This window comes from Leisingera sp. CC-HEC096 (assembly GCF_059429235.1).
In genome coordinates, this window is the sequence record NZ_JCAIJS010000001.1 from 3,549,266 (window position 1) to 3,567,164 (window position 17,899).

General features: G+C 64.8%; 21 protein-coding genes. 12 read left to right on the forward strand and 9 right to left on the reverse strand.

The window, feature by feature from the left end:
- Positions 1–10: 10 nt before the first annotated feature.
- Both AC5STI_RS17135 and AC5STI_RS17140 read right to left on the reverse strand, forming a co-directional pair.
- Positions 11–883, reverse strand: a complete 873-nt coding sequence (locus AC5STI_RS17135) for a DUF1206 domain-containing protein (protein WP_495447504.1) — start codon at positions 881–883, stop codon at positions 11–13.
- Between the two features lie 159 nt (positions 884–1,042).
- On the reverse strand, positions 1,043–2,005 hold the full coding sequence (locus AC5STI_RS17140; RefSeq protein WP_495447505.1) for an acetyl-CoA carboxylase carboxyltransferase subunit alpha: 963 nt from the start codon (positions 2,003–2,005) through the stop codon (positions 1,043–1,045).
- Between the two features lie 127 nt (positions 2,006–2,132).
- Here AC5STI_RS17140 and AC5STI_RS17145 point away from each other — a divergent pair, with 127 nt between their 5' ends.
- Positions 2,133–2,966, forward strand: a complete 834-nt coding sequence (locus tag AC5STI_RS17145) for an AraC family transcriptional regulator (protein WP_495447506.1) — start codon at positions 2,133–2,135, stop codon at positions 2,964–2,966.
- 40 nt (positions 2,967–3,006) lie between these two features.
- Here the strand turns inward: AC5STI_RS17145 and AC5STI_RS17150 are convergent, their stop codons facing one another.
- Positions 3,007–3,603 carry a LysE family translocator gene (locus tag AC5STI_RS17150; protein ID WP_495447507.1) on the reverse strand — a complete coding sequence of 199 codons (597 nt, stop codon included), beginning with the start codon at positions 3,601–3,603 and terminating at the stop codon, positions 3,007–3,009.
- Positions 3,604–3,676: 73 nt separating this feature from the next.
- Here AC5STI_RS17150 and AC5STI_RS17155 point away from each other — a divergent pair, with 73 nt between their 5' ends.
- Positions 3,677–4,129: an Lrp/AsnC family transcriptional regulator gene (locus tag AC5STI_RS17155; RefSeq protein WP_495447508.1), complete on the forward strand. Its 453-nt coding sequence runs from the start codon at positions 3,677–3,679 to the stop codon at positions 4,127–4,129.
- 436 nt (positions 4,130–4,565) lie between these two features.
- Here the strand turns inward: AC5STI_RS17155 and AC5STI_RS17160 are convergent, their stop codons facing one another.
- The gene (locus AC5STI_RS17160) at positions 4,566–5,159 is read right to left on the reverse strand and encodes a hypothetical protein (protein ID WP_495447509.1); all 594 of its coding nucleotides are present in this window, start codon (positions 5,157–5,159) and stop codon (positions 4,566–4,568) included.
- Between the two features lie 66 nt (positions 5,160–5,225).
- Positions 5,226–6,185 (reverse strand): L-malyl-CoA/beta-methylmalyl-CoA lyase, encoded by a 960-nt coding sequence (locus tag AC5STI_RS17165; protein WP_495447510.1) that lies wholly within the window; start codon positions 6,183–6,185, stop codon positions 5,226–5,228.
- A gap of 174 nt (positions 6,186–6,359) precedes the next feature.
- Between AC5STI_RS17165 and AC5STI_RS17170 the strand changes: the two genes are divergently transcribed.
- The 6 genes from AC5STI_RS17170 to AC5STI_RS17195 all read left to right on the forward strand — a co-directional run bounded on the left by AC5STI_RS17170 (position 6,360) and on the right by AC5STI_RS17195 (position 12,287).
- Positions 6,360–7,631 carry an MFS transporter gene (locus AC5STI_RS17170; protein ID WP_495447511.1) on the forward strand — a complete coding sequence of 424 codons (1,272 nt, stop codon included), beginning with the start codon at positions 6,360–6,362 and terminating at the stop codon, positions 7,629–7,631.
- A 110-nt stretch (positions 7,632–7,741) separates the two neighbouring features.
- Positions 7,742–8,743 (forward strand): N-acetyltransferase DgcN, encoded by a 1,002-nt coding sequence (gene dgcN / locus AC5STI_RS17175; protein ID WP_495447512.1) that lies wholly within the window; start codon positions 7,742–7,744, stop codon positions 8,741–8,743.
- Between the two features lie 149 nt (positions 8,744–8,892).
- Positions 8,893–9,858, forward strand: a complete 966-nt coding sequence (gene dgcA, locus AC5STI_RS17180) for an N-acetyl-D-Glu racemase DgcA (protein WP_495447513.1) — start codon at positions 8,893–8,895, stop codon at positions 9,856–9,858.
- Between the two features lie 10 nt (positions 9,859–9,868).
- Positions 9,869–10,729 (forward strand): D-amino-acid transaminase, encoded by an 861-nt coding sequence (locus tag AC5STI_RS17185; protein ID WP_495447514.1) that lies wholly within the window; start codon positions 9,869–9,871, stop codon positions 10,727–10,729.
- Positions 10,730–11,057: 328 nt separating this feature from the next.
- On the forward strand, positions 11,058–11,261 hold the full coding sequence (locus tag AC5STI_RS17190) for a hypothetical protein (protein ID WP_495447515.1): 204 nt from the start codon (positions 11,058–11,060) through the stop codon (positions 11,259–11,261).
- A 177-nt stretch (positions 11,262–11,438) separates the two neighbouring features.
- A complete protein-coding gene (locus AC5STI_RS17195; protein ID WP_495447516.1) occupies positions 11,439–12,287 on the forward strand; it encodes a CE1 family esterase in 849 nt (282 codons plus the stop codon).
- Between the two features lie 36 nt (positions 12,288–12,323).
- On the opposite strand, the gene AC5STI_RS17200 is transcribed toward AC5STI_RS17195, so the two are convergent.
- Complete coding sequence (locus AC5STI_RS17200; RefSeq protein ID WP_495447517.1) at positions 12,324–13,148, reverse strand: dienelactone hydrolase family protein; 825 nt, start codon at positions 13,146–13,148, stop codon at positions 12,324–12,326.
- Between the two features lie 72 nt (positions 13,149–13,220).
- Between AC5STI_RS17200 and AC5STI_RS17205 the strand changes: the two genes are divergently transcribed.
- Positions 13,221–13,709: a winged helix-turn-helix transcriptional regulator gene (locus AC5STI_RS17205; protein WP_495447518.1), complete on the forward strand. Its 489-nt coding sequence runs from the start codon at positions 13,221–13,223 to the stop codon at positions 13,707–13,709.
- Between the two features lie 121 nt (positions 13,710–13,830).
- On the opposite strand, the gene AC5STI_RS17210 is transcribed toward AC5STI_RS17205, so the two are convergent.
- The 3 genes from AC5STI_RS17210 to AC5STI_RS17220 all read right to left on the reverse strand — a co-directional run bounded on the left by AC5STI_RS17210 (position 13,831) and on the right by AC5STI_RS17220 (position 15,352).
- Complete coding sequence (locus tag AC5STI_RS17210) at positions 13,831–14,145, reverse strand: DUF1244 domain-containing protein (protein ID WP_475049830.1); 315 nt, start codon at positions 14,143–14,145, stop codon at positions 13,831–13,833.
- Positions 14,146–14,226: 81 nt separating this feature from the next.
- Positions 14,227–14,466 carry a DUF6868 family protein gene (locus tag AC5STI_RS17215; RefSeq protein WP_475049832.1) on the reverse strand — a complete coding sequence of 80 codons (240 nt, stop codon included), beginning with the start codon at positions 14,464–14,466 and terminating at the stop codon, positions 14,227–14,229.
- 148 nt (positions 14,467–14,614) lie between these two features.
- A complete protein-coding gene (locus AC5STI_RS17220; protein ID WP_495447519.1) occupies positions 14,615–15,352 on the reverse strand; it encodes an N-formylglutamate amidohydrolase in 738 nt (245 codons plus the stop codon).
- A gap of 119 nt (positions 15,353–15,471) precedes the next feature.
- Here AC5STI_RS17220 and pyk point away from each other — a divergent pair, with 119 nt between their 5' ends.
- The 3 genes from pyk to rplT all read left to right on the forward strand — a co-directional run bounded on the left by pyk (position 15,472) and on the right by rplT (position 17,859).
- A complete protein-coding gene (pyk, locus tag AC5STI_RS17225; RefSeq protein ID WP_495447520.1) occupies positions 15,472–16,917 on the forward strand; it encodes a pyruvate kinase in 1,446 nt (481 codons plus the stop codon).
- A 360-nt stretch (positions 16,918–17,277) separates the two neighbouring features.
- On the forward strand, positions 17,278–17,478 hold the full coding sequence (gene rpmI / locus AC5STI_RS17230) for a 50S ribosomal protein L35 (RefSeq protein ID WP_475049837.1): 201 nt from the start codon (positions 17,278–17,280) through the stop codon (positions 17,476–17,478).
- 15 nt (positions 17,479–17,493) lie between these two features.
- Positions 17,494–17,859: a 50S ribosomal protein L20 gene (gene rplT, locus AC5STI_RS17235; protein WP_008557989.1), complete on the forward strand. Its 366-nt coding sequence runs from the start codon at positions 17,494–17,496 to the stop codon at positions 17,857–17,859.
- Positions 17,860–17,899 lie beyond the last annotated feature (40 nt).

Below are 17,899 nucleotides of genomic sequence, written 5' to 3' on the forward strand. Positions count from 1 at the left end.
GGGGCAGGTCTCAGCTCTTCTCCAGCGCCGCGCGCAGGGTTTCGATTGTGCTGTCCGAGGCTTTAGGCACGATCCGGTACAGCGCGTTGACGAGGCAGAACAGGGCGAACCCCAGCAGGCCAACGCAGAGGGCCGTCACCAGAATTCGGCCGTATACCTTGTCATGCAGCCAATCGAATGCACTGCCGATGCCGCCCGCAGGCGCACTTGAGGCGGAGAGCGCCGCCTGCAGAATCAGCAAGCCGATGATGGCTATGACCACCCCGTTCGCAGCCACACCAGCCTTCAGTGCTGTATTCATGTGAAGGGTTGCCGGGTTGGCGCGCAGGTGGTCGCGGTAGCTTTCCCGCCATGCCTTGCGGATGTAATAGCCGCCGGCCCCAATGGTCAGGAGTCCCGCCACGGCCAGCGCAGTCTGCCCTGCAGCGCTGTTGAAATAGCCGCTCAGGCCGCCGCCGCCCTCGGACGCCTCGCCGGATCCGGTCAGCACCGACAGCGCCAGAATGCCAAGGCCCAGGTGGATCAGTCCGGTCACGATCATCCCGGCGCGCGCGATCAGCCCCTTCGCGCCGCTGCCATAGGCCTCCAAATCCCAGAAGCTGTCCACCATGCGCCAGACCGCATAGGCAAACAGCCCGATCGTGATGAGGATGATGACCGCCGTGCCCCAGCCGCCTTGCAGCCATTCCAGCGCCGCGGCCGTGCCCTTGGCCTCGCCGCCCTGCCAGATCGACCACAGCGACACACCGGCAATGGCCAAATAGACCAGGGCCCGGCCGGCATACCCGGTCCGCATGATCGGGACTGCCCAGGAAAAATCCGAAGGGTCCACATCCTGCAGGCGCTTGCGGCGGGCGTCGTTGAAAAAGCTGTCGGTTGTCATGGCATCAAATTCCGGCTGGGCAAAGGGAGAGCTCTCCCTACCTCAATGCGCCAAACCCGGATTTGTTCCCGCAGGCCACCCGCAGCGGCGGCCAGGCCCAGAAACGGCAAAGCCCGGCGCAATGGCCGGGCTTTGAATTTCACCAAACTGTCCGGGCGGTTACGCCGCCAGCCCCTTAGAGCCGATGTCCAGGAATTTCTGGCGCCGGTCCTTGACCAGTTCGGCTGCGTCCTTGTCCTTCAGCTCGTTCAGCATCTCCTGGATAGCTCCGTCCACGGCCTGAATCGCCGCCTTGGGATCGCGGTGCGCGCCGCCCAGCGGTTCCGGGATGATACGGTCGTTGACGCCCAGCTTGTTCAGATCCTGCGCCGTCAGCCGCAGCGCTTCCGCCGCTTCGCGCATCTTCTCCGCATCCTTCCACAGGATCGAGGCGCAGCCTTCGGGGCTGATCACGGAGTAGATCGAATGCTCCAGCATCGCCACCCGGTTGGCGGTGGCAAAGGCCACCGCGCCGCCGGAGCCGCCTTCGCCGATGATCACTGAAATCAGCGGCACGCCGATCTTCAGGCACATCTCGGTCGAGCGCGCAATCGCTTCCGACTGGCCGCGCTCTTCGGCGCCCTTGCCGGGGTAGGCGCCGGCGGTGTCCACAAGGGTGATCACCGGAAGGTTGAAGCGGCTGGCCATCTCCATCAGCCGGATCGCCTTGCGGTAACCCTCAGGCCGCGCCATGCCGAAGTTGCGCTCGATCCGCGATTTAGTGTCGCTGCCCTTCTCATGGCCGATCACCATCACCGGCTGGTCGTTGAAACGCGCCAGGCCGCCCATCACCGCCAGATCATCGGCAAAGTTCCGGTCGCCCGCCAGCGGCGTGTACTCGGTGAACAGCGCCTCGATGTAGTCCTTGCAGTGCGGCCGCTCGGGATGGCGCGCCACCTGGCATTTGCGCCAGGGCGTCAGATCTTTATAGAGGTCCTTCAGCAGCTGCGCCGCCTTGGCGTCCAACGCCTTGGCCTCGTCCGCCACATCCATTTCCTCATTCGCGCGCGCCAGCGCCCGCAGCTCTTCCGCCTTGCCCTCGATTTCGGCCAGCGGTTTTTCGAATTCCAGATACTGGGTCATGTTGCCTCTGCTCTGCAGGTTTGCAGCTATATGGCCTCCTGCGCCGCAAGATGCAACTCAGCAAGATTTGTGATCTGCTGCCGTGGCATCAGATGAGGGCAGAGAATGACAGGGGGAGGCGCCGCCGATGGCAGCCAGCTACGAAGACCGGATCCTGCGGGTCCTGGCCTACATCCACGACAACACCGACGGCGACCTGTCGCTGGACCGGCTCGCGGATGTGGCGGCGATGTCGCGGTTTCACTGGCACAGGGTGTTCCGCGCCCTGACCGGCGAGACCTGCGCCCAGGCCGTGCGCCGCATCCGCCTGCACCGGGCAGCCAGCTGGCTGGTGATGTCGGACATGCCGATTGCCCGGGTGGCCGCCCGGGCAGGCTATCCGAACCAGGGCAGCTTCTCCCGCGCATTCTCCGACTCCTACGGCAGCAGCCCGGCGGCCTTCCGCCGCGACGGCCAGGTGCGGCTGCCGAACCCAACCCTCAGAACAGGAAGCTATCCGATGCATGACGTGATCACCCGCACCGACCCCGCCCGCCGCCTCGCAGGCCTGCCGCACAAAGGCGCCTACCACGAGATCGGCAAGAGCTTTGAGGCCCTCGGCGCGATCTGCGAAAGCCGCCAGCTCTGGCCCCAGCTGGGCGCAGTGCTGGGCGTCTATTTCGACAGCCCCGACGACGTCCCCGAGGCGGATTTGCGCAGTTTTGCCGGGGCGGAGTTCACCGGCGATGCTCTGCCCGATGGCATGGAAGAAGTGACCCTGCCCGGCGGCCGCGCCGCCGTTCTCACCTACAAGGGTCCCTATTCCGGCCTTGCCGCCGCCTATCACAGCCTGTTCGGCAACTGGCTGCCCGAGTCCGGAGAGGAACCCGCCGACCAGCCTTGTTACGAGGTCTACCTCAACGATCCCCGCGACACCGCGCCAGAGGATCTGCTGACTGAGATCTGCCTGCCCTTGAAGTGAGGACACCGCCCGCCCTCTCCCCGAGGGCGGGCCGCTCGCCTTACTGCGGCCAGATCACCGGATAAAGTGAAGCCACCAGCAGCAGCGCCATGGTCCAGTTGAACAGCACCAGCCGCCGCGGGCTGGTCAGGAACCGCGCCATCTGCTGGCCCAGCACTGTCCAGGAGCCGACCGAAGGCAGGTTGATGGCGCCGAATATCACCCCCACCAGCAAGATCGCCGCCAGCGTCTGATCCGGCGTATAGGCGCTGATCGCGGTCAGCGCCATCGCCCAGGCCTTGGGGTTCACCCACTGAAACGCCGCCGCCTGCAAAAAGGTCATCGGGCGGCCCTCGGCTCCCTTGGCCTCCACCGGCGCCGCGTTGGCGATCTTCCACGCCAGCCACAGCAGATAGACGACCGACACCACCTTCAGCACCGTGTAGCTGACCGGGACGGCGTCAAACACCTGCACCAGCCCGGCACCCACCAGCAGCACCATGAACACGAACCCCAAGGCCACTCCCAGCATATGCGGGATGGTGCGGCGGAAGCCGAAATTGGCGCCGGAGGCCATCAGCATCAGGTTGTTCGGCCCAGGCGTAATCGAGGAGACAAAGGCGAAAAGCGCCAGCGCGGTGAGGAGTTCATAAGTCATGCGCAGAATGCTTGCGTGAAAACTGCCAAATGTAATTGCGTTTTGCAGCGCCCTGTCTCTATTTTCGCAACTAATGGCGAAAAGCGATCGAATAAACCAGCAAATATTGCAAGAGCTCTCCCGCGATGGCCGGATCAGCAACCTGGAGTTGGCCGAGCGTGTGGGGCTGTCACCCTCCGCCTGCCTGCGACGGGTGCAGGAGCTGGAGCGCGCAGGCGTCATCACCGGCTACCGCGCGGTGCTGGACCGGCAGAAGATGGGGGTCGGCTTCGTCACTTACATCGGTGTCGGCCTGGGCGAGCACACCAAGGAGGCGCAGGAAGCCTTTGAACGCGCCATGCAGGCGGCCCCGGAAGTCGTGGAATGCCACAATATCACCGGCACCATCGAATACCTGTTGCGGGTCGAATGCGCAGACCTGCCCAGTTACAAGAAATTCCACACCGATATCCTCGGCACCTCGCCGTATGTGACCGGGATAACGACCTATGTGGTGATGGGCTCGCCCAAGGACATGCGGGCGTGACCGCGGCGCGGTTGGACTTTTGAGTATTTGGGGAAAGATGAAGCGAGGCAGGTGTTCATCTTTCCCTAAATACTCACTGCGCTGCAGTCGCGGCAAGCGCGACGAAGGTGTTGCGTACCCGCCGTACGCTGCTTGCACCACATCTTAAGCGGCCTCAGGCAGTCTTGCACGTGATCGCGATCACCTGCCGGGGCTTGGCTCCCCGGCACCCTTGGAACAGGGCTTCCGCCTGGCAGCGGGGCCGTGCAGAGACAACGTTTAGCATGGGGGCGGATACGCCCGTCCATCTCCGCCATATTGGCGGCGCCGCCAATCCTTACCGCCTCCGCTGAACTGGAACATGCAGACAGGCAAATACAAACCAGACACACCGGCAGGGCAGCGGCCTTGGCCGGGCCAAGGTGCGTGCACCTAAGGGCGGGCGCTTCCGTCCCCCCTAAAGAAGCGCTTTGACCGCAATCTCCGGCGAGGCCAGAACCGGCACCGTAACCCGCTGCCGCAGCAGCTCCGCCGCCCCGGCCATCGAAGCCTGTGCCAGCACCATGCAGGCAAAATCCATCGCTCCCATTGCCTTGACGGTATCCGCCGCGATGGCCGCAGCGAAGCCGGCGTCATCCCCGGCTTCAAACAGCGGCCAGTGATGGCCCAGCTCCAGGCAGGTCAGCTGCGGATCGCGCGGCCCGAACGCCCGCCGCAGCAGCGCCTGCGAAGGGTCCGCGGTGCTTTCCAGGCAATAGGCCATCAGCACCGGCCCCCCGATGCGCGCGGCCTCTTGCATCATCGGCCAGTCGATGCGGGTGGCACCAGCCTCCTCCGCCGCCGGACCCAAGGTGGTGCAAGTGCACAGCACCGGCCCATCAGCCGCCGCAACGGCCGCGGCAATCTCGGCCCGCAGTTCGGCATCAATGCCGCCCTGCGCCCGCGCCAGCCAGCCGGCGCGCACCTGCTGGTCCAGATCCGCCCCCGGCGCCAATGCCCGAAAGGTCTCCACATGCACCTCCGCCGTATGCAGCAACGTCAAATCCGGCATCAACCTCTCCAACCAGAAAGGGCGCCCCGCCGGGACGCCCTTGGAATCTTTAGCCGCGGACCGGCGTCAGCTGCCCGCGATCAGCTCGGCCTGCGCCACAATCACTTCAGCCTGCTTGATCGAGGCGATGTCGACAAGACGGCCCTTGTAAACGGTTGCGCCGGCGCCGGAGGCCTTGGCCTCTTCCATTGCTGCCAGGATTTCGCGGGCTTCCGCCACCGCCTCATCCGACGGGGTGAAGACCTGGTTCGCCAGCGCGATTTGGCTGGGGTGGATGGCCCATTTGCCGACCATGCCGAGCGTCGCAGAACGCTTGGCCTGGGCGATATAGCCGTCCTCGTCGGAGAAATCGCCGAACGGGCCGTCCACAGGCAGGATGCCATGGGTGCGGCAGGCCGCGACAATCGCCGCCTGCGCCCAGTGCCAGGGGTCGGACCAGTGCTTCTGGCCTTCGCGGATCATGTAGTAGTTCTCCTGGGTGCCGCCGATACCAGTGGTCTGCATCCCCATAGAGGCGGCGAAATCCGCAGCCCCCAGGCTCATCGCCTGCAGCCGCGGCGAGGACTTGGCGATCTCCTCCACATGGGCGATGCCCGCCGCCGACTCGATGATCACCTCAAAGGACACCGGTTTGGTGCGGCCCTTTGCGCGTTCGATGGCAGTGACCAGCGCATCCACCGCATAGACATCCTCGGCGCAGCCTACCTTGGGGATCATGATCTGGTCGAGCCGCTCGCCCGCCTGCTCCAGAATGTCCACCACGTCGCGGTACCAATAGGGGGTGTCGAGCCCGTTGATCCGCACCGACAGGTACTTGCTGCCCCAATCCACATTGTTGATCGCCTCGATCACATTGGCGCGGGCCTGGTCCTTGTCATCCGGGGCCACCGAATCCTCCAGGTCGAGGTTGATGACATCCGCCGCCGAGGCTGCCATCTTCTCGAACAGCTTCACTTTGGAGCCGGGGCCGAACAGCTGGCAGCGGTTGGGGCGCGCCGGAGCGGCGGGCTGGATGCGGAAGCTCATGGGGCAATCCTCCGGGTAATGACGTTTCAATTCTACTGGGTTGAAGTGTTAGAAAGTTGCGCAGCCTCATGCAAGGGAATTTTGCACGTGCAGAAAGTGCCGCTGCGATGCGGCGCCGGAAACATTGCCGCAAACAGGCGCGAAAGAGCAGGGTGCCCGTGCGAGCAATCAGGCATGAGACGTGCATTCATTGAAAACTGGGCCCTGTTTCTGGGCATGCTGATGCTGATGGTGGCCAACGGGCTTCTGGTCACCCTGCTGACAATCCGGGGCGCGGGGCTTGGCTTCTCCGGCCTTACCATTTCGATCATGCAGGCGGCCTATCCGGCCGGCGCACTGCTGGGCACCGTGATGGCGCCGGGGATGGTGGCCAAGGTGGGCCACATCCGAGCCTTTTCGGCGCTGGCGTCGCTGGTGTCGATCTCGGCGATCCTGCACCTGCTGACCTCGGACCCCTATTCCTGGTCGGCGATGCGGTTCCTGGCTGGCTTCTGCTATCCCGGCATGTATGTGATCACCGAAAGCTGGCTGCAGGCGAAGTCGGAAAACAGCAACCGGGCGCAGATCCTGTCGATCTACTTCATGATCTGGATGGCAGGTCCTGCCATCGGCACTGCGCTGGTGGCGCTGCCCGATCCGGGCGGCAACCTGCTGTTCGGCGTGGTGTCGATCCTGATTTCGCTGTCGATCGTGCCGCTGCTGCTGTCGGGCAACAAGGCGCCGGAATACCAGGTGCCGGACCGGATGCCGGTGCGCAAGCTCTACCGGGTTTCGCCGATGGCGGTGCTCGGCAATCTGGTCAGCGCTGCGGCAGTGGCGGGCTGGTTCATCGCGCTGCCGCTTTATGCGCTGTCGCGCGGCATGAGCGCGGCCGAGGCCTCCGGCGTGCTGGTGGTGGCGATGATCGTGGGCGCAGTGGTGCAGTATCCCGTCGGCTGGATCAGCGACAAGACCGACCGGCGGCTGGTGCTGGTGGGACTGGGCGTGGTCGGTGGCGCAGCCTGCCTGTGGATGCTGGCGACGCCCGCGCCGCAGGCGCTGGTCATCGGATTTGCGGTGCTCGCGGGGGCCAGCCTGCCGATGTACGCGGTCTGCTCTGCCCATGCCAACGACCAGTTGAAACCGGCGCAGATCGTGCCCGCGAGCGGTGCGATGGTGTTCCTTTTGAACGTCGGCCAGTTCGGCGGCACGCTGGCAGCCCCGAATATGGTCAGCATTGCTGACGGAAATGGATTGCTGATCCTGCTCGCAGCCTTGTGTTTTATGGTCGCGGGCGTTGCCGCACTGCGGCGCAGTCAGGCCGAAGCGCCGGAGGAAACCGGCTCTCAGCAGGCGATTGCCGTGCTTGGCGCGCCCCAAACCGGGGCGCTTCAGGCCGAATCCTGGCTGGAGGAGGAAAATAATGTCAGCAATGATGACATAACGCGGGAATCTGCTGCTAAATGAGGAAAATGCCGGAGGATCTTGCGTCTTGACGGCGGCGTGCGGCGGAAAAGGTATGAACTTGTGCGGGAATCTCCGCAAACTCACCGGCAAGAGTGAAGAGGAAACCCGCCATGATCGAAACCCCTTATCTGCTGTTCCTGGGCGACGCGCCCGACATGCTGGCTGCCAAGGTTGCCATCGGCATCCGTGACTGGCGCCCTGATCACGCCGTCGGCCAGATCTCTCTGCCGGGCTGCGGCGCGGACCTGGGCTTGAAGGAGCTGACCCTGGCCGAAGCCAAAGAAGCCGGTGCCAAGACCCTGGTGATCGGTGTGGCCAACCGCGGCGGGGTGATCTCTCCCGCGTGGAAAGAAGTCCTGATCGAAGCGCTGGAAATGGGCTATGACATTGCCTCGGGCCTGCACAACCTGCTGCGCGACGAGGGCGACCTGGTGGCGGCGGCCCAGACCCACGGCGGCACCCTGCATGATGTGCGAGTCCCCACCGTGGGCTACCCGATCGCCAACGGCAAGAACCGCACCGGCAAGCGCTGCCTGGCGGTTGGCACCGACTGTTCAGTCGGCAAGATGTACACCGCCATGGCGATGGACGCAGAGATGCAGAAGCGCGGCATGAAGTCGACCTTCCGCGCCACCGGCCAGACCGGCATCCTGATCACCGGCCACGGCGTGCCGCTGGATGCGGTTGTGGCGGACTTCATGGCGGGCTCCATCGAATATCTGACCCCTGACAACGAAGACGACCACTGGGACCTGATCGAGGGCCAGGGCTCGCTGTTCCACATCTCCTACTCGGGCGTCACCATGGCGCTGGTGCACGGCGGCCAGCCGGATGCGCTGATCCTGTGCCACGAGCCGACCCGCACCCATATGCGCGGCCTGCCGGAGTATGATGTTCCGACCCTGGAAGAGCTGCGCGAAGTGGCCCTGCCGCTGGCGCAGCGGTCCAACCCGGCTTGCCAGATCGTCGGCATCTCGGTGAACACCCAGCACCTGTCCGAGGATGAAGCGGTCAAGTATCTGGCTGAGGTGGAAGAGCGCATGGGCCTGCCCGCCACCGACCCGTACCGCCATGGCGCAAGCCGCCTGGTGGACGCGCTGGCCGCAGTCTGATCTAACGGCCCCCGCCGGAGGTGTTCAGGCGCAGCCTGAGAGGCCTCCGGCGGGAGTACTTTTTGAAAGATGAAAAGCAGGTGCCCGGGTTTGCGGGCATCGCGCCAAGGTCCGGCCGTCTGCGCCGGGCCGCAGCAAAGGGCAGTTTCATGAACATCACCGTCACCCCGGACGTCTTCAAACTGGCGCAGGTTTTCACTATCTCGCGCGGCTCGCGCACCGAGGCCAAGGTGCTGACCGTGCGGGTGGAGAAGGACGGCGTTACCGGCTGGGGCGAATGCGTGCCCTATGCCCGCTATAATGAGACGCTGGACAGCGTGACCGCCGAGATCGAAGGCCTGCCCGCCGATTTCACGCGTGAAGAGCTGCAATCGCTGCTGCCCGCCGGCGCTGCCCGCAATGCGGTGGACTGCGCGCTGTGGGATCTGGAGGCGAAACAGGCCGGCAAGCGGGTTTGGGAACTCGCCGGGCTGCCTGAGCCGAAGCCGGAGATCACCGCCTATACCCTGTCTCTGGATACGCCCGAGAAGATGCAGCAGCAGGCGGCAGAAAACGCGCACCGGCCGCTCTTGAAGATCAAGCTCGGTACCCCCGACGACATGCCGCGGCTGGAAGCGGTACGCGCCGGTGCGCCCGATGCCAAGATCATCATCGACGCCAACGAGGGCTGGTCGGCTGAGGTTTACGCCGAGCTGGCGCCGCATCTGGTGCGCCTGGGCGTGGAACTGGTGGAGCAGCCGCTGCCCGCGGGCGAGGACGAGGCCCTGATCGGTATGGAGCGCCCGGTCCCTGTCTGTGCCGACGAGAGCTGCCATGACCGCGAGAGCCTGCCGAAGCTCAAGGGCAAGTATGACGTCGTCAACATCAAGCTGGACAAGACCGGCGGCCTGACGGAAGCGCTGAAGCTGCGCGAGCAGGCGCTGGCCGAGGGCTACCAGGTGATGGTCGGCTGCATGGTCGGATCTTCGCTCGCCATGGCGCCGGCGACGCTTGTGGCGCAGGGTGCGGCGGTTACAGATCTTGACGGTCCGCTGCTTCTGGCCGAAGACCGCGAGGAACCTTTGACATTTGACGCCGCCGGGGTGCATCCGCCGAAGGCAGAACTCTGGGGCTGAGGAGACTACCATGACCCGTACCGTATATGTGAATGGCGAATACCTGCCCGAAGGTGAAGCCAAGGTTTCAATCTTTGACCGCGGCTTTCTGTTTGCCGATGCGGTTTATGAGGTGACTTCGGTTCTCGACGGCAAGCTGATTGATTTTGACGGCCACGCCGTGCGCCTGGACCGCTCGCTGAAGGAGCTGGACATGGCGTCGCCCTGCTCCAAGGAGGAGCTGCTGGAAATCCACCGCAAGCTGGTGGAGCTGAACGGCATCGAGGAAGGCCTGGTCTATCTGCAGGTCTCCCGCGGCTCCGATGGCGACCGGGATTTTGTGTTCCCGTCCGAAGACACGCCGCCGAGCCTGGTGCTGTTCACCCAGAACAAGCCGGGCCTGGCCGACAGCCCTGCCGCGCAGAAGGGTGCCAAGATCATCTCGATCGAGGACATCCGCTGGGGCCGCCGCGACATCAAGACGGTGCAGCTGCTGTACCCCTCGATGGGCAAGATGATGGCCAAGAAGGCGGGTGCCGATGACGCCTGGCTGATCGAGGACGGCTATGTGACCGAAGGTACCTCCAACAACGCCTATTACGTCAAGAATGGCAAGATCGTGACCCGGCCGCTCAGCAACGACATCTTGCATGGCATCACCCGCGCCGCGGTGCTGCGGCTGGCTGCCGAGGCGCAGATGGAGATCGAGGAGCGCCTGTTCACCATTGAGGAAGCCAAGGACGCGGATGAGGCCTTCACCACCTCCGCCAGCGCCTTTGTGATGCCGGTGGTGGAGATCGACGGTGTGACCCTGGGCGACGGCGCCCCGGGCCCGATCGCCAAGCGCCTGCGCGAGATCTATCTGGAAGAAAGCCGCAAGAAAGCCGTTTGAGGCTGATCGCCGGATCCGGGATCGAAAGCCGCCCCTGTGTGGGCGGCTTTCTGCGTTTCAGGGGAATCGTTCGAGGTGCTTCCGGACGGTAATACCGCGTGAAAATCGCGTCTTCCGGTGCCTCAGCCGGGGGTATTCTCCAAGACCCGTCAACAATCGCCGCCGCTGTTGCGGTACTGTCGCCGGAACCCTGCGTTTCAGCTCGGGATTTTAACTAATTTTACACAAAATGGGCACGTCAACGGCGAATTAGGATAGTCTGGATCGCAGATGAGAGGGCGCCGGAATACGGGCCGCCTGTACAAGCAAACAGCCGCGGAGGTGCCAGATGGAACAGTGTTTTCAGCCGGAAATGGGTCAGATGACGGCAGCTCAGGCCGCAGAGCCGAGCGATACCGAAATCCTTGCGGCTGTCCGCCGGGTTCTGACTGCCGAAGTGGTGGAGCATCCTGATTACGCGCAGGCACCTGCTGGCGGGGGCTGGTTTGCGGGCTCGCTGGCGGCACGGCTGGTTGGCAGGTTCCGCGGCTAGGCGCGCACCCGGGGGGGAACGCGCCCGGCGGCGGAGCCGCAGCCGGTCATTTTTTGAAGTTATTGTTGTACAGGCCGCCCGAAACGGGCGGCCTGTTTTTTCCTGAGCGGTGCGGATTGCGGCGTGCGTGGCTTGGTGTGGTACTCTGGGCGCCGAACCAGGCGGAAAGGGGCGCGGATGCTGAACCGGATACGGAGGCTGCTGGCGGCGGGGCTGATTGCTGCCTGCGCTGAGGTGCCCGCAGGGGCGGCGGAAAACACGGCGGACTGCGGTGGCGAAACCCCCTGCCGGATCGCGGGCGGCGAATACCACATGGCCCTGCCGGACGGCTGGCAAGGCGGGCCTGCGGTGATGTTTTTGCACGGCTATGGCAGCAGCGGCGCCAAGGTGATCGCAAACAAGGGGCTGGTAACGGCCTTTACCGCGCGGGGCTACGCTGTGATTGCCCCCAGCGGGCTGCCTTGGAAGGAGGGCAAGCCCGCGGACTGGTCTGTGCGCGACGGCTGGAACACTTACCCGCGCAATGATGCGGCGTTCCTGCGCGGTGTGCTGGCTGATGCCGCCGTCCGCACCGGTGCCGATCCGGACCGGCTTCTGCTGAGCGGCTTTTCCCGCGGCGGCTCAATGGTCTGGGAGATGGCTTGCCTGCAACCGGAGTTCGCGGCGGCTTATGCGGCGGTGTCCGGCGGCTTCTGGCTGCCGATGACGCAGCAATGCAGAGGCCCGGTGCAGCTGCTGCATATCCACGGCTTTGCGGACAAGGTTGTGCCGCTGGAGGGCCGGGCGATCCCGGGTTCTGAAGCCGGTGTCGTGCAGGCCGATGTCTGGGAGGGGCTGCAGCTGTGGCGGCGGGAGAATGCCTGTCCCAGCAACGCCGCAGACCATCAGGCAGCGGACGGGGTCTGGCGCAAGCGCTGGCAGTGCGGGGCAGGCGGGCTGGAGCTGATCCTGCACAAGGGCGGCCATGGCCTGCCGAAGGGCTGGAGCGGCATGGCGCTGGACTGGTTCGAAAGCCTGGAGCGCTGAGCAGGGCAGGGCAGAGATGCCCCGCCGGCTGCGTGATCACCCGTCTTCCGTCAATCGTTGTCTGAAGAACTCCAGAATGCCGTCCCGCGCCTGCAGGGTCGGCTGGCCTGCCTCATCCACCAGATGGGCCGTCACCACGCTGTGCGGGGTACGGACATGTTTGGCAAAGAAGGGCGGAACCTCGGTGGCGGCGGCGCTGTCCGGCAGGGTGCGGGCGTCGAACCGGTCCCCCAGCGCCTCGGCAAAGGCCGCAAAGCGCTGGGCCTGGCAAAAGGTATCGCCCTCGAACCGGTAGGCCAGCACCGTAAGGTCCTCGCGCTCCAGCCGTTGGCGCACCGCCGCTAGCTCATCGGGGGGACTCTCCAGTCCAGCGGGATCGTCCAGCGGCAGCGAGGGCTGCGCCAGAACCGGTGCCAGCATCGCCGGTTCCAGCATCATCGACAGGGCAAAGTTCCCGGTGAAGCACATGCCGATGGCACCGGTGCCGGGGCCGCCGCATTCGCCGTGCGCCAGCCGCGCCAGCGCTCGGAGCCACTGGGTGACAGGGCTGGCGCCATTGCCCGCAAAGGCGCGGAACTCGGCGCTGACGCAGGCGCGGCGGAACACCTCCGCGCCGTCTTCCGCTGTCGCCACGGCACCGTCACGGCCGAACAGCGAAGGCATGTAAACGGTGAAACCTGCATCACGCACCCAGCGGGCAAAGCGGGCCACATGCGGGCTGATCCCCGGCATCTCTGCCATCACGATCACTGCGGGGCCCTGGCCGGACACATGCACGGTTTTCTCCGCACCGTTGAGCGAGATCCGGCGCGGCTCGAAGTCTTCGAGCGCGTCATCCTGGTCCATTGGGTGTCGGGTCATTGGGTGTTCTTCCTGTCTGCGAATCTGAGTCTTGATTTTGAACTCAGATAAAAATTCCCTATCTGGGTCCGTATGTCAAACCCAGCATCTGATTCCCGTGAAACCCTGCCCGCCGTCCGCCGCCGCGCCCTGGTACCCAAGGACGTCTGCCCGATGGCGCTGGCCGCAGAAGTCCTGGGCGACCGCTGGACGCTGCTGATCCTGCGGGAGGCGTTCTACGGGGTATGCCGCTATGACGATATGCGCGAAGACCTGAAGGCGCCGCGCGCTACCCTGACCGACCGGCTGAACAGGCTGGTGGCGCAGGGGATCCTAAAGAAACAGCCCTATCAGGAGGCGGGCGACCGGGTGCGTCAGGCCTATGTGCTGACAGAGGCGGGGCGCGGGCTGGCGCTGACATTTCTGGCGCTTGCGCAATGGGGCGAGGCGCATGTCACCGGCGGCGCCGCGCCGGTCGGGGTTGCGGACCGGGAGACCGGCGCACCGTTGCAGGTCGCCCTTGTTGATGCGCAGGGCGCGCCGGTTGATCCCGCACGCGCCGCCTTGCGGCTAAGAGACTGAGGCTGCGGCCAGCCCGGCTTTTTCACCTTTGGGCAAATACTCCGGGGTGAATTGGCCGCAAGGCCAAGAGGGGCAGCGCCCCATTTTCAAGCGTCAGCGGGGCAGCGCCCCTGCGGCATTGTCATTGCTTGTCGGTGACGTTTTCCTTGAACGCGACCTCAAAGGCCGCCTGTTTTTCGGCGCTGGCCTCGGTCTGATAGTTGGCTTTCCATTCATCCATGGTCATGCCGTAGTAGATCTCGCGGGCCTCGTTTTTATCCATCCCGATGCCGCGCTCGTTGGCGGCCTCCTGATACCAGCGGGCCAGGCAGTTGCGGCAGAAGCCCGCCATGTTCATCAGGTCGATGTTCTGCACATCGGTGCGGTCTTCCATCAGGTGCTTCTGCAGGCGGCGGAAGGCGGCGGCCTGGATTTCGATCTCGGTTTGCTTGTCCATGGCGGTGGCTCCGGAGTTTTCTGGTGTCCCAGCAGGCCTAGCAGCCGGGGCAGTGGCGGGCAATGGCAAGGCGCGGCAGGGTCAGATCAGCTGCAATGCGATCCAGGGTCCCAGCGCGGTGGCGAAGATCACGATCTTGTAGGTTCCAAGCCAGCGGTAGGCAGTCAGGCTGACATCCGCAGGCGCCAGACCGAACATGCGGGCGTGCAGACTGGCCACCCAATCGTGCATCAGCATCAGCAGGATGGCGGAGAGGGTGAACAGGCCGATGTGAAGCACGGACAGCCAGCCGAAAAAGGCAGAGAGGGTGTCCTGGGTCATGGCGGCTCCTTTCCCGGAAAATCCCGCGTTCCCGTTACAGATATGGGTGTGCGCCGCCAGTTCTGCAACGCGGGGAGCCGTTTTCCTGCGAGGAAAACGGCCAGGAAAAATCGATTTTTCCTGGCCGGAATTCGCGTCGAATTCCGGTTCAGAGACCGGAGGCGTCCAGCGCCCGCGGCAGGATGCGGGCCAGGCGTTCGGCCCAGGCGTGCTGGCCCTTGTGTTCGGCAATCAGGTCGTTCCTCAGCTCGACCAGCGTGTTGGGGCGGCCTGCATGGGTGGCGTGGGTCTCGATCGCATCGCCGGGCAGATAGCCGGTATAGGGTTCGTTGACGCCGACGCACAGGCCGTCCTCGCGGTTCAGCTCATTGACGACAAAGGGCGAAAACCGCTCGCCCTGAGGGAACAGGATGCCGATCTCCCAGGGCCGCGGCGGGCGGCCGCGCAGCTGGCGGGTGAAGCTGTGCATGGACACGATCACCGTTCCGGGGCGTTCCGCCAGCCGCGCCAGCGCCCGGTGATAGGGGCGGTAGCAGTTCTCCAGCCGTTCTTTCAGCTCGGCCTCGCCTGCGTGGCGGTTGGCCGGGATGATGGTGCCGTCGTACAGTTTCATCAGCAAGGTCGGGTCGTCCTCGCCGCGGTTGGGGTCGATCACCAGGCGGGAGAAGTTCGAGGCAACCACCGGCGCGTCCAGCATTTCGCCCAGCAGTTTCGACACCTCATAGGCGCCGACGTCATAGGCGATGTGGCGCTCCATGTCCTCACGCGGGAGGCCCAGGTCGCCGCCGCCGGCAAAGGGGGGCACAACATTGGTCGCATGATCGCAGGTGATCAGCCAGCGGGCGGGGCGGTCGGCGCCGTGCACGAAATAGGGTGTATGTGTCATGGACCTGTCATCTTTTGTTGACGGCTGTTTAGGGGAGTTGCGGGAAAATGGGAATTAGGGGATAAGCAGCTCAACGCTGTTTGCGATAACATATTTCAGGTCCGGAGGAGTAGACCCCTATGAAACGCTCGCGCAATGTGAAGATTGTCGCCACCCTGGGGCCGGCTTCGGAGACCTATGACACCATCCGCGCGCTGCATGAGGCCGGCGCCGATGTGTTCCGGCTGAACATGTCGCACGGCAGCCACCCGGAGATTGCCGAGAAGCATAAGATTATCCGCCAAGTGGAAAAGGATCTGGACAGCCCGATTGCGATCCTGGCGGACCTGCAGGGGCCGAAACTGCGTGTCGGCGTCTTTGCCAATGGCGTCGAAGAGCTGGAGGAGGGCGCCAAGTTCCGCCTCGATCTGGACAAGGCCGAAGGGGACGCCTCCCGCGTGTGCCTGCCGCACCCGGAGATCTTCCAGGCGCTGGAGCCGGGTGCGCATCTCTTGGTCAATGACGGCAAGATCCGCCTGGTGGTGGACGCTTGCGGCCCGGATTTTGCCGATTGCACGGTGGAAACCGGCGGCACGATTTCCAACCGCAAGGGCGTGAACGTGCCGGACGTGGTGCTGCCGCTGGCGGCGCTGTCGGAAAAGGACCGCGCGGATCTGGAGTTTGTCTGTTCTTTGGGCGTTGACTGGCTGGCGCTGTCTTTCGTGCAGCGGGCCAAGGACGTCTATGAGGCGCGGTCGCTGGCCGATGGCCGTGCGGCGGTGCTGTCGAAGATCGAAAAGCCGCAGGCGGTGGAGGATTTCGAGGCCATTCTGGACGCCTCCGACGGCATCATGGTGGCGCGCGGCGACCTGGGGGTGGAGCTGCCGGTGGCGGCGGTGCCGCCGATCCAGAAGCGGCTGGTGCGCAAGTGCCGGGCCGCGGCCAAGCCGGTGATCGTGGCAACCCAGATGCTGGAAAGCATGATCGAAAGCCCGATGCCGACCCGCGCCGAGGTGTCTGACGTGGCCACCGCCATCTATGAAGGTGCCGACGCGGTGATGCTTAGCGCAGAGAGCGCGGCAGGCCAGTACCCGGTTCAAGCCGTCAAGACCATGGACAAGGTGGCCATCGAGGTTGAGGCGGATCCGACCTATACCCAGATCATCGCCGCCTCGCGCTCTGCCAAGGGCACGACCGTTGCCGACGGCATCGTGGCCGCGGCGCGCGAAATTGCCGAGAAGACCGAGATCAAGGCGATTTGCTGTTTCACCCAATCGGGTACAACCGCGCTGCTGACCGCGCGCGAGCGCCCCGGCGTGCCGATCATCGCGATGACCCCGGTCAGCGCCACGGCGCGGCGGCTGTGCCTGAGCTGGGGGTGCAAATGCGTGATGACGCCGGAGCTGGACCGCTTCAAGGGCGCGGTGGTGAATGCGGCGCGCGCGGCGCGCGCGGGCGGCTATGCGGGCGAAAGCGACCAGATCGTGGTCACCGCCGGTGTGCCGTTCAATGTGCCGGGCACCACCAACATCCTGCGCATCGCCCCTTGTGACGAGCGGTTGATCTACAGTACCGACCCGGAATAACCGGTCTTTGGCTACGGGCCTGCCGCGCCGCTGCCGGCAGGCCCTTGCGTGAGCTGAGGCAGCATGAAGACCGGCCTTGCGCGGAGTGCGGGGCCGCGGATCGCCGGGACGTGGCGCCCCGGTCCTGCCGCGCTCAGCGGGCGGCGTCCGCCGGCCGCCTGTGCTGTGGCGGCGAAACCCGGCTGATATGCGGGGAATGATGGGGCGGATGCGTTTTTTGCAGGGTCCTGTGCGCTTAATCCAGAGAATCCGCTTGCCCCCAGGGTGAGGTTTGCTTAAAGGGCAGCTCTGTTCCGCGCGGCCGGCCGTCGAGGCATGCCGAGTCGCGCGTCTAGCGAACCTGCATTGAAGGAGACGGAAATGCCCAAGATGAAGACGAAATCGAGCGCCAAGAAGCGCTTCAAGGTGACCGCCACTGGCAAGGTCATCGCAGGTCAGGCCGGCAAGCGCCACGGCATGATCAAACGCACCAAGAAATTCATCCGTGATGCCCGCGGCACCACCACCCTGTCCGCACCGGACGCAAAGATCGTCAAGGGCTTCATGCCCTACGACCGCTAAGAGGAGATCTGACACATGTCCCGCGTAAAAGGTGGTACCACAACTCACGCCCGTCACAAGAAGGTCATCAAGGCAGCCAAAGGTTACTACGGCCGCCGCAAGAACACCTTCAAGGTTGCCCGTCAGGCCGTCGACAAGGCGAACCAGTACGCAACCCGCGACCGTAAGAACCGCAAGCGCAACTTCCGCGCGCTGTGGATCCAGCGGATCAACGCTGCTGTGCGTTCGCACGACGAAGCGCTGACCTACTCCCGCTTCATCAACGGCCTGACCCTGGCCGGCATCGAAGTGGACCGTAAGGTTCTGGCCGACCTGGCCGTGCACGAGCCCGAAGCCTTCGGTGCGATCGTGCGCCAGGCACAGGACGCGCTGGCAGCCTAAGGCTCCGGACGGATCTGAATTCGAAGAAAGGCCGCTCCAG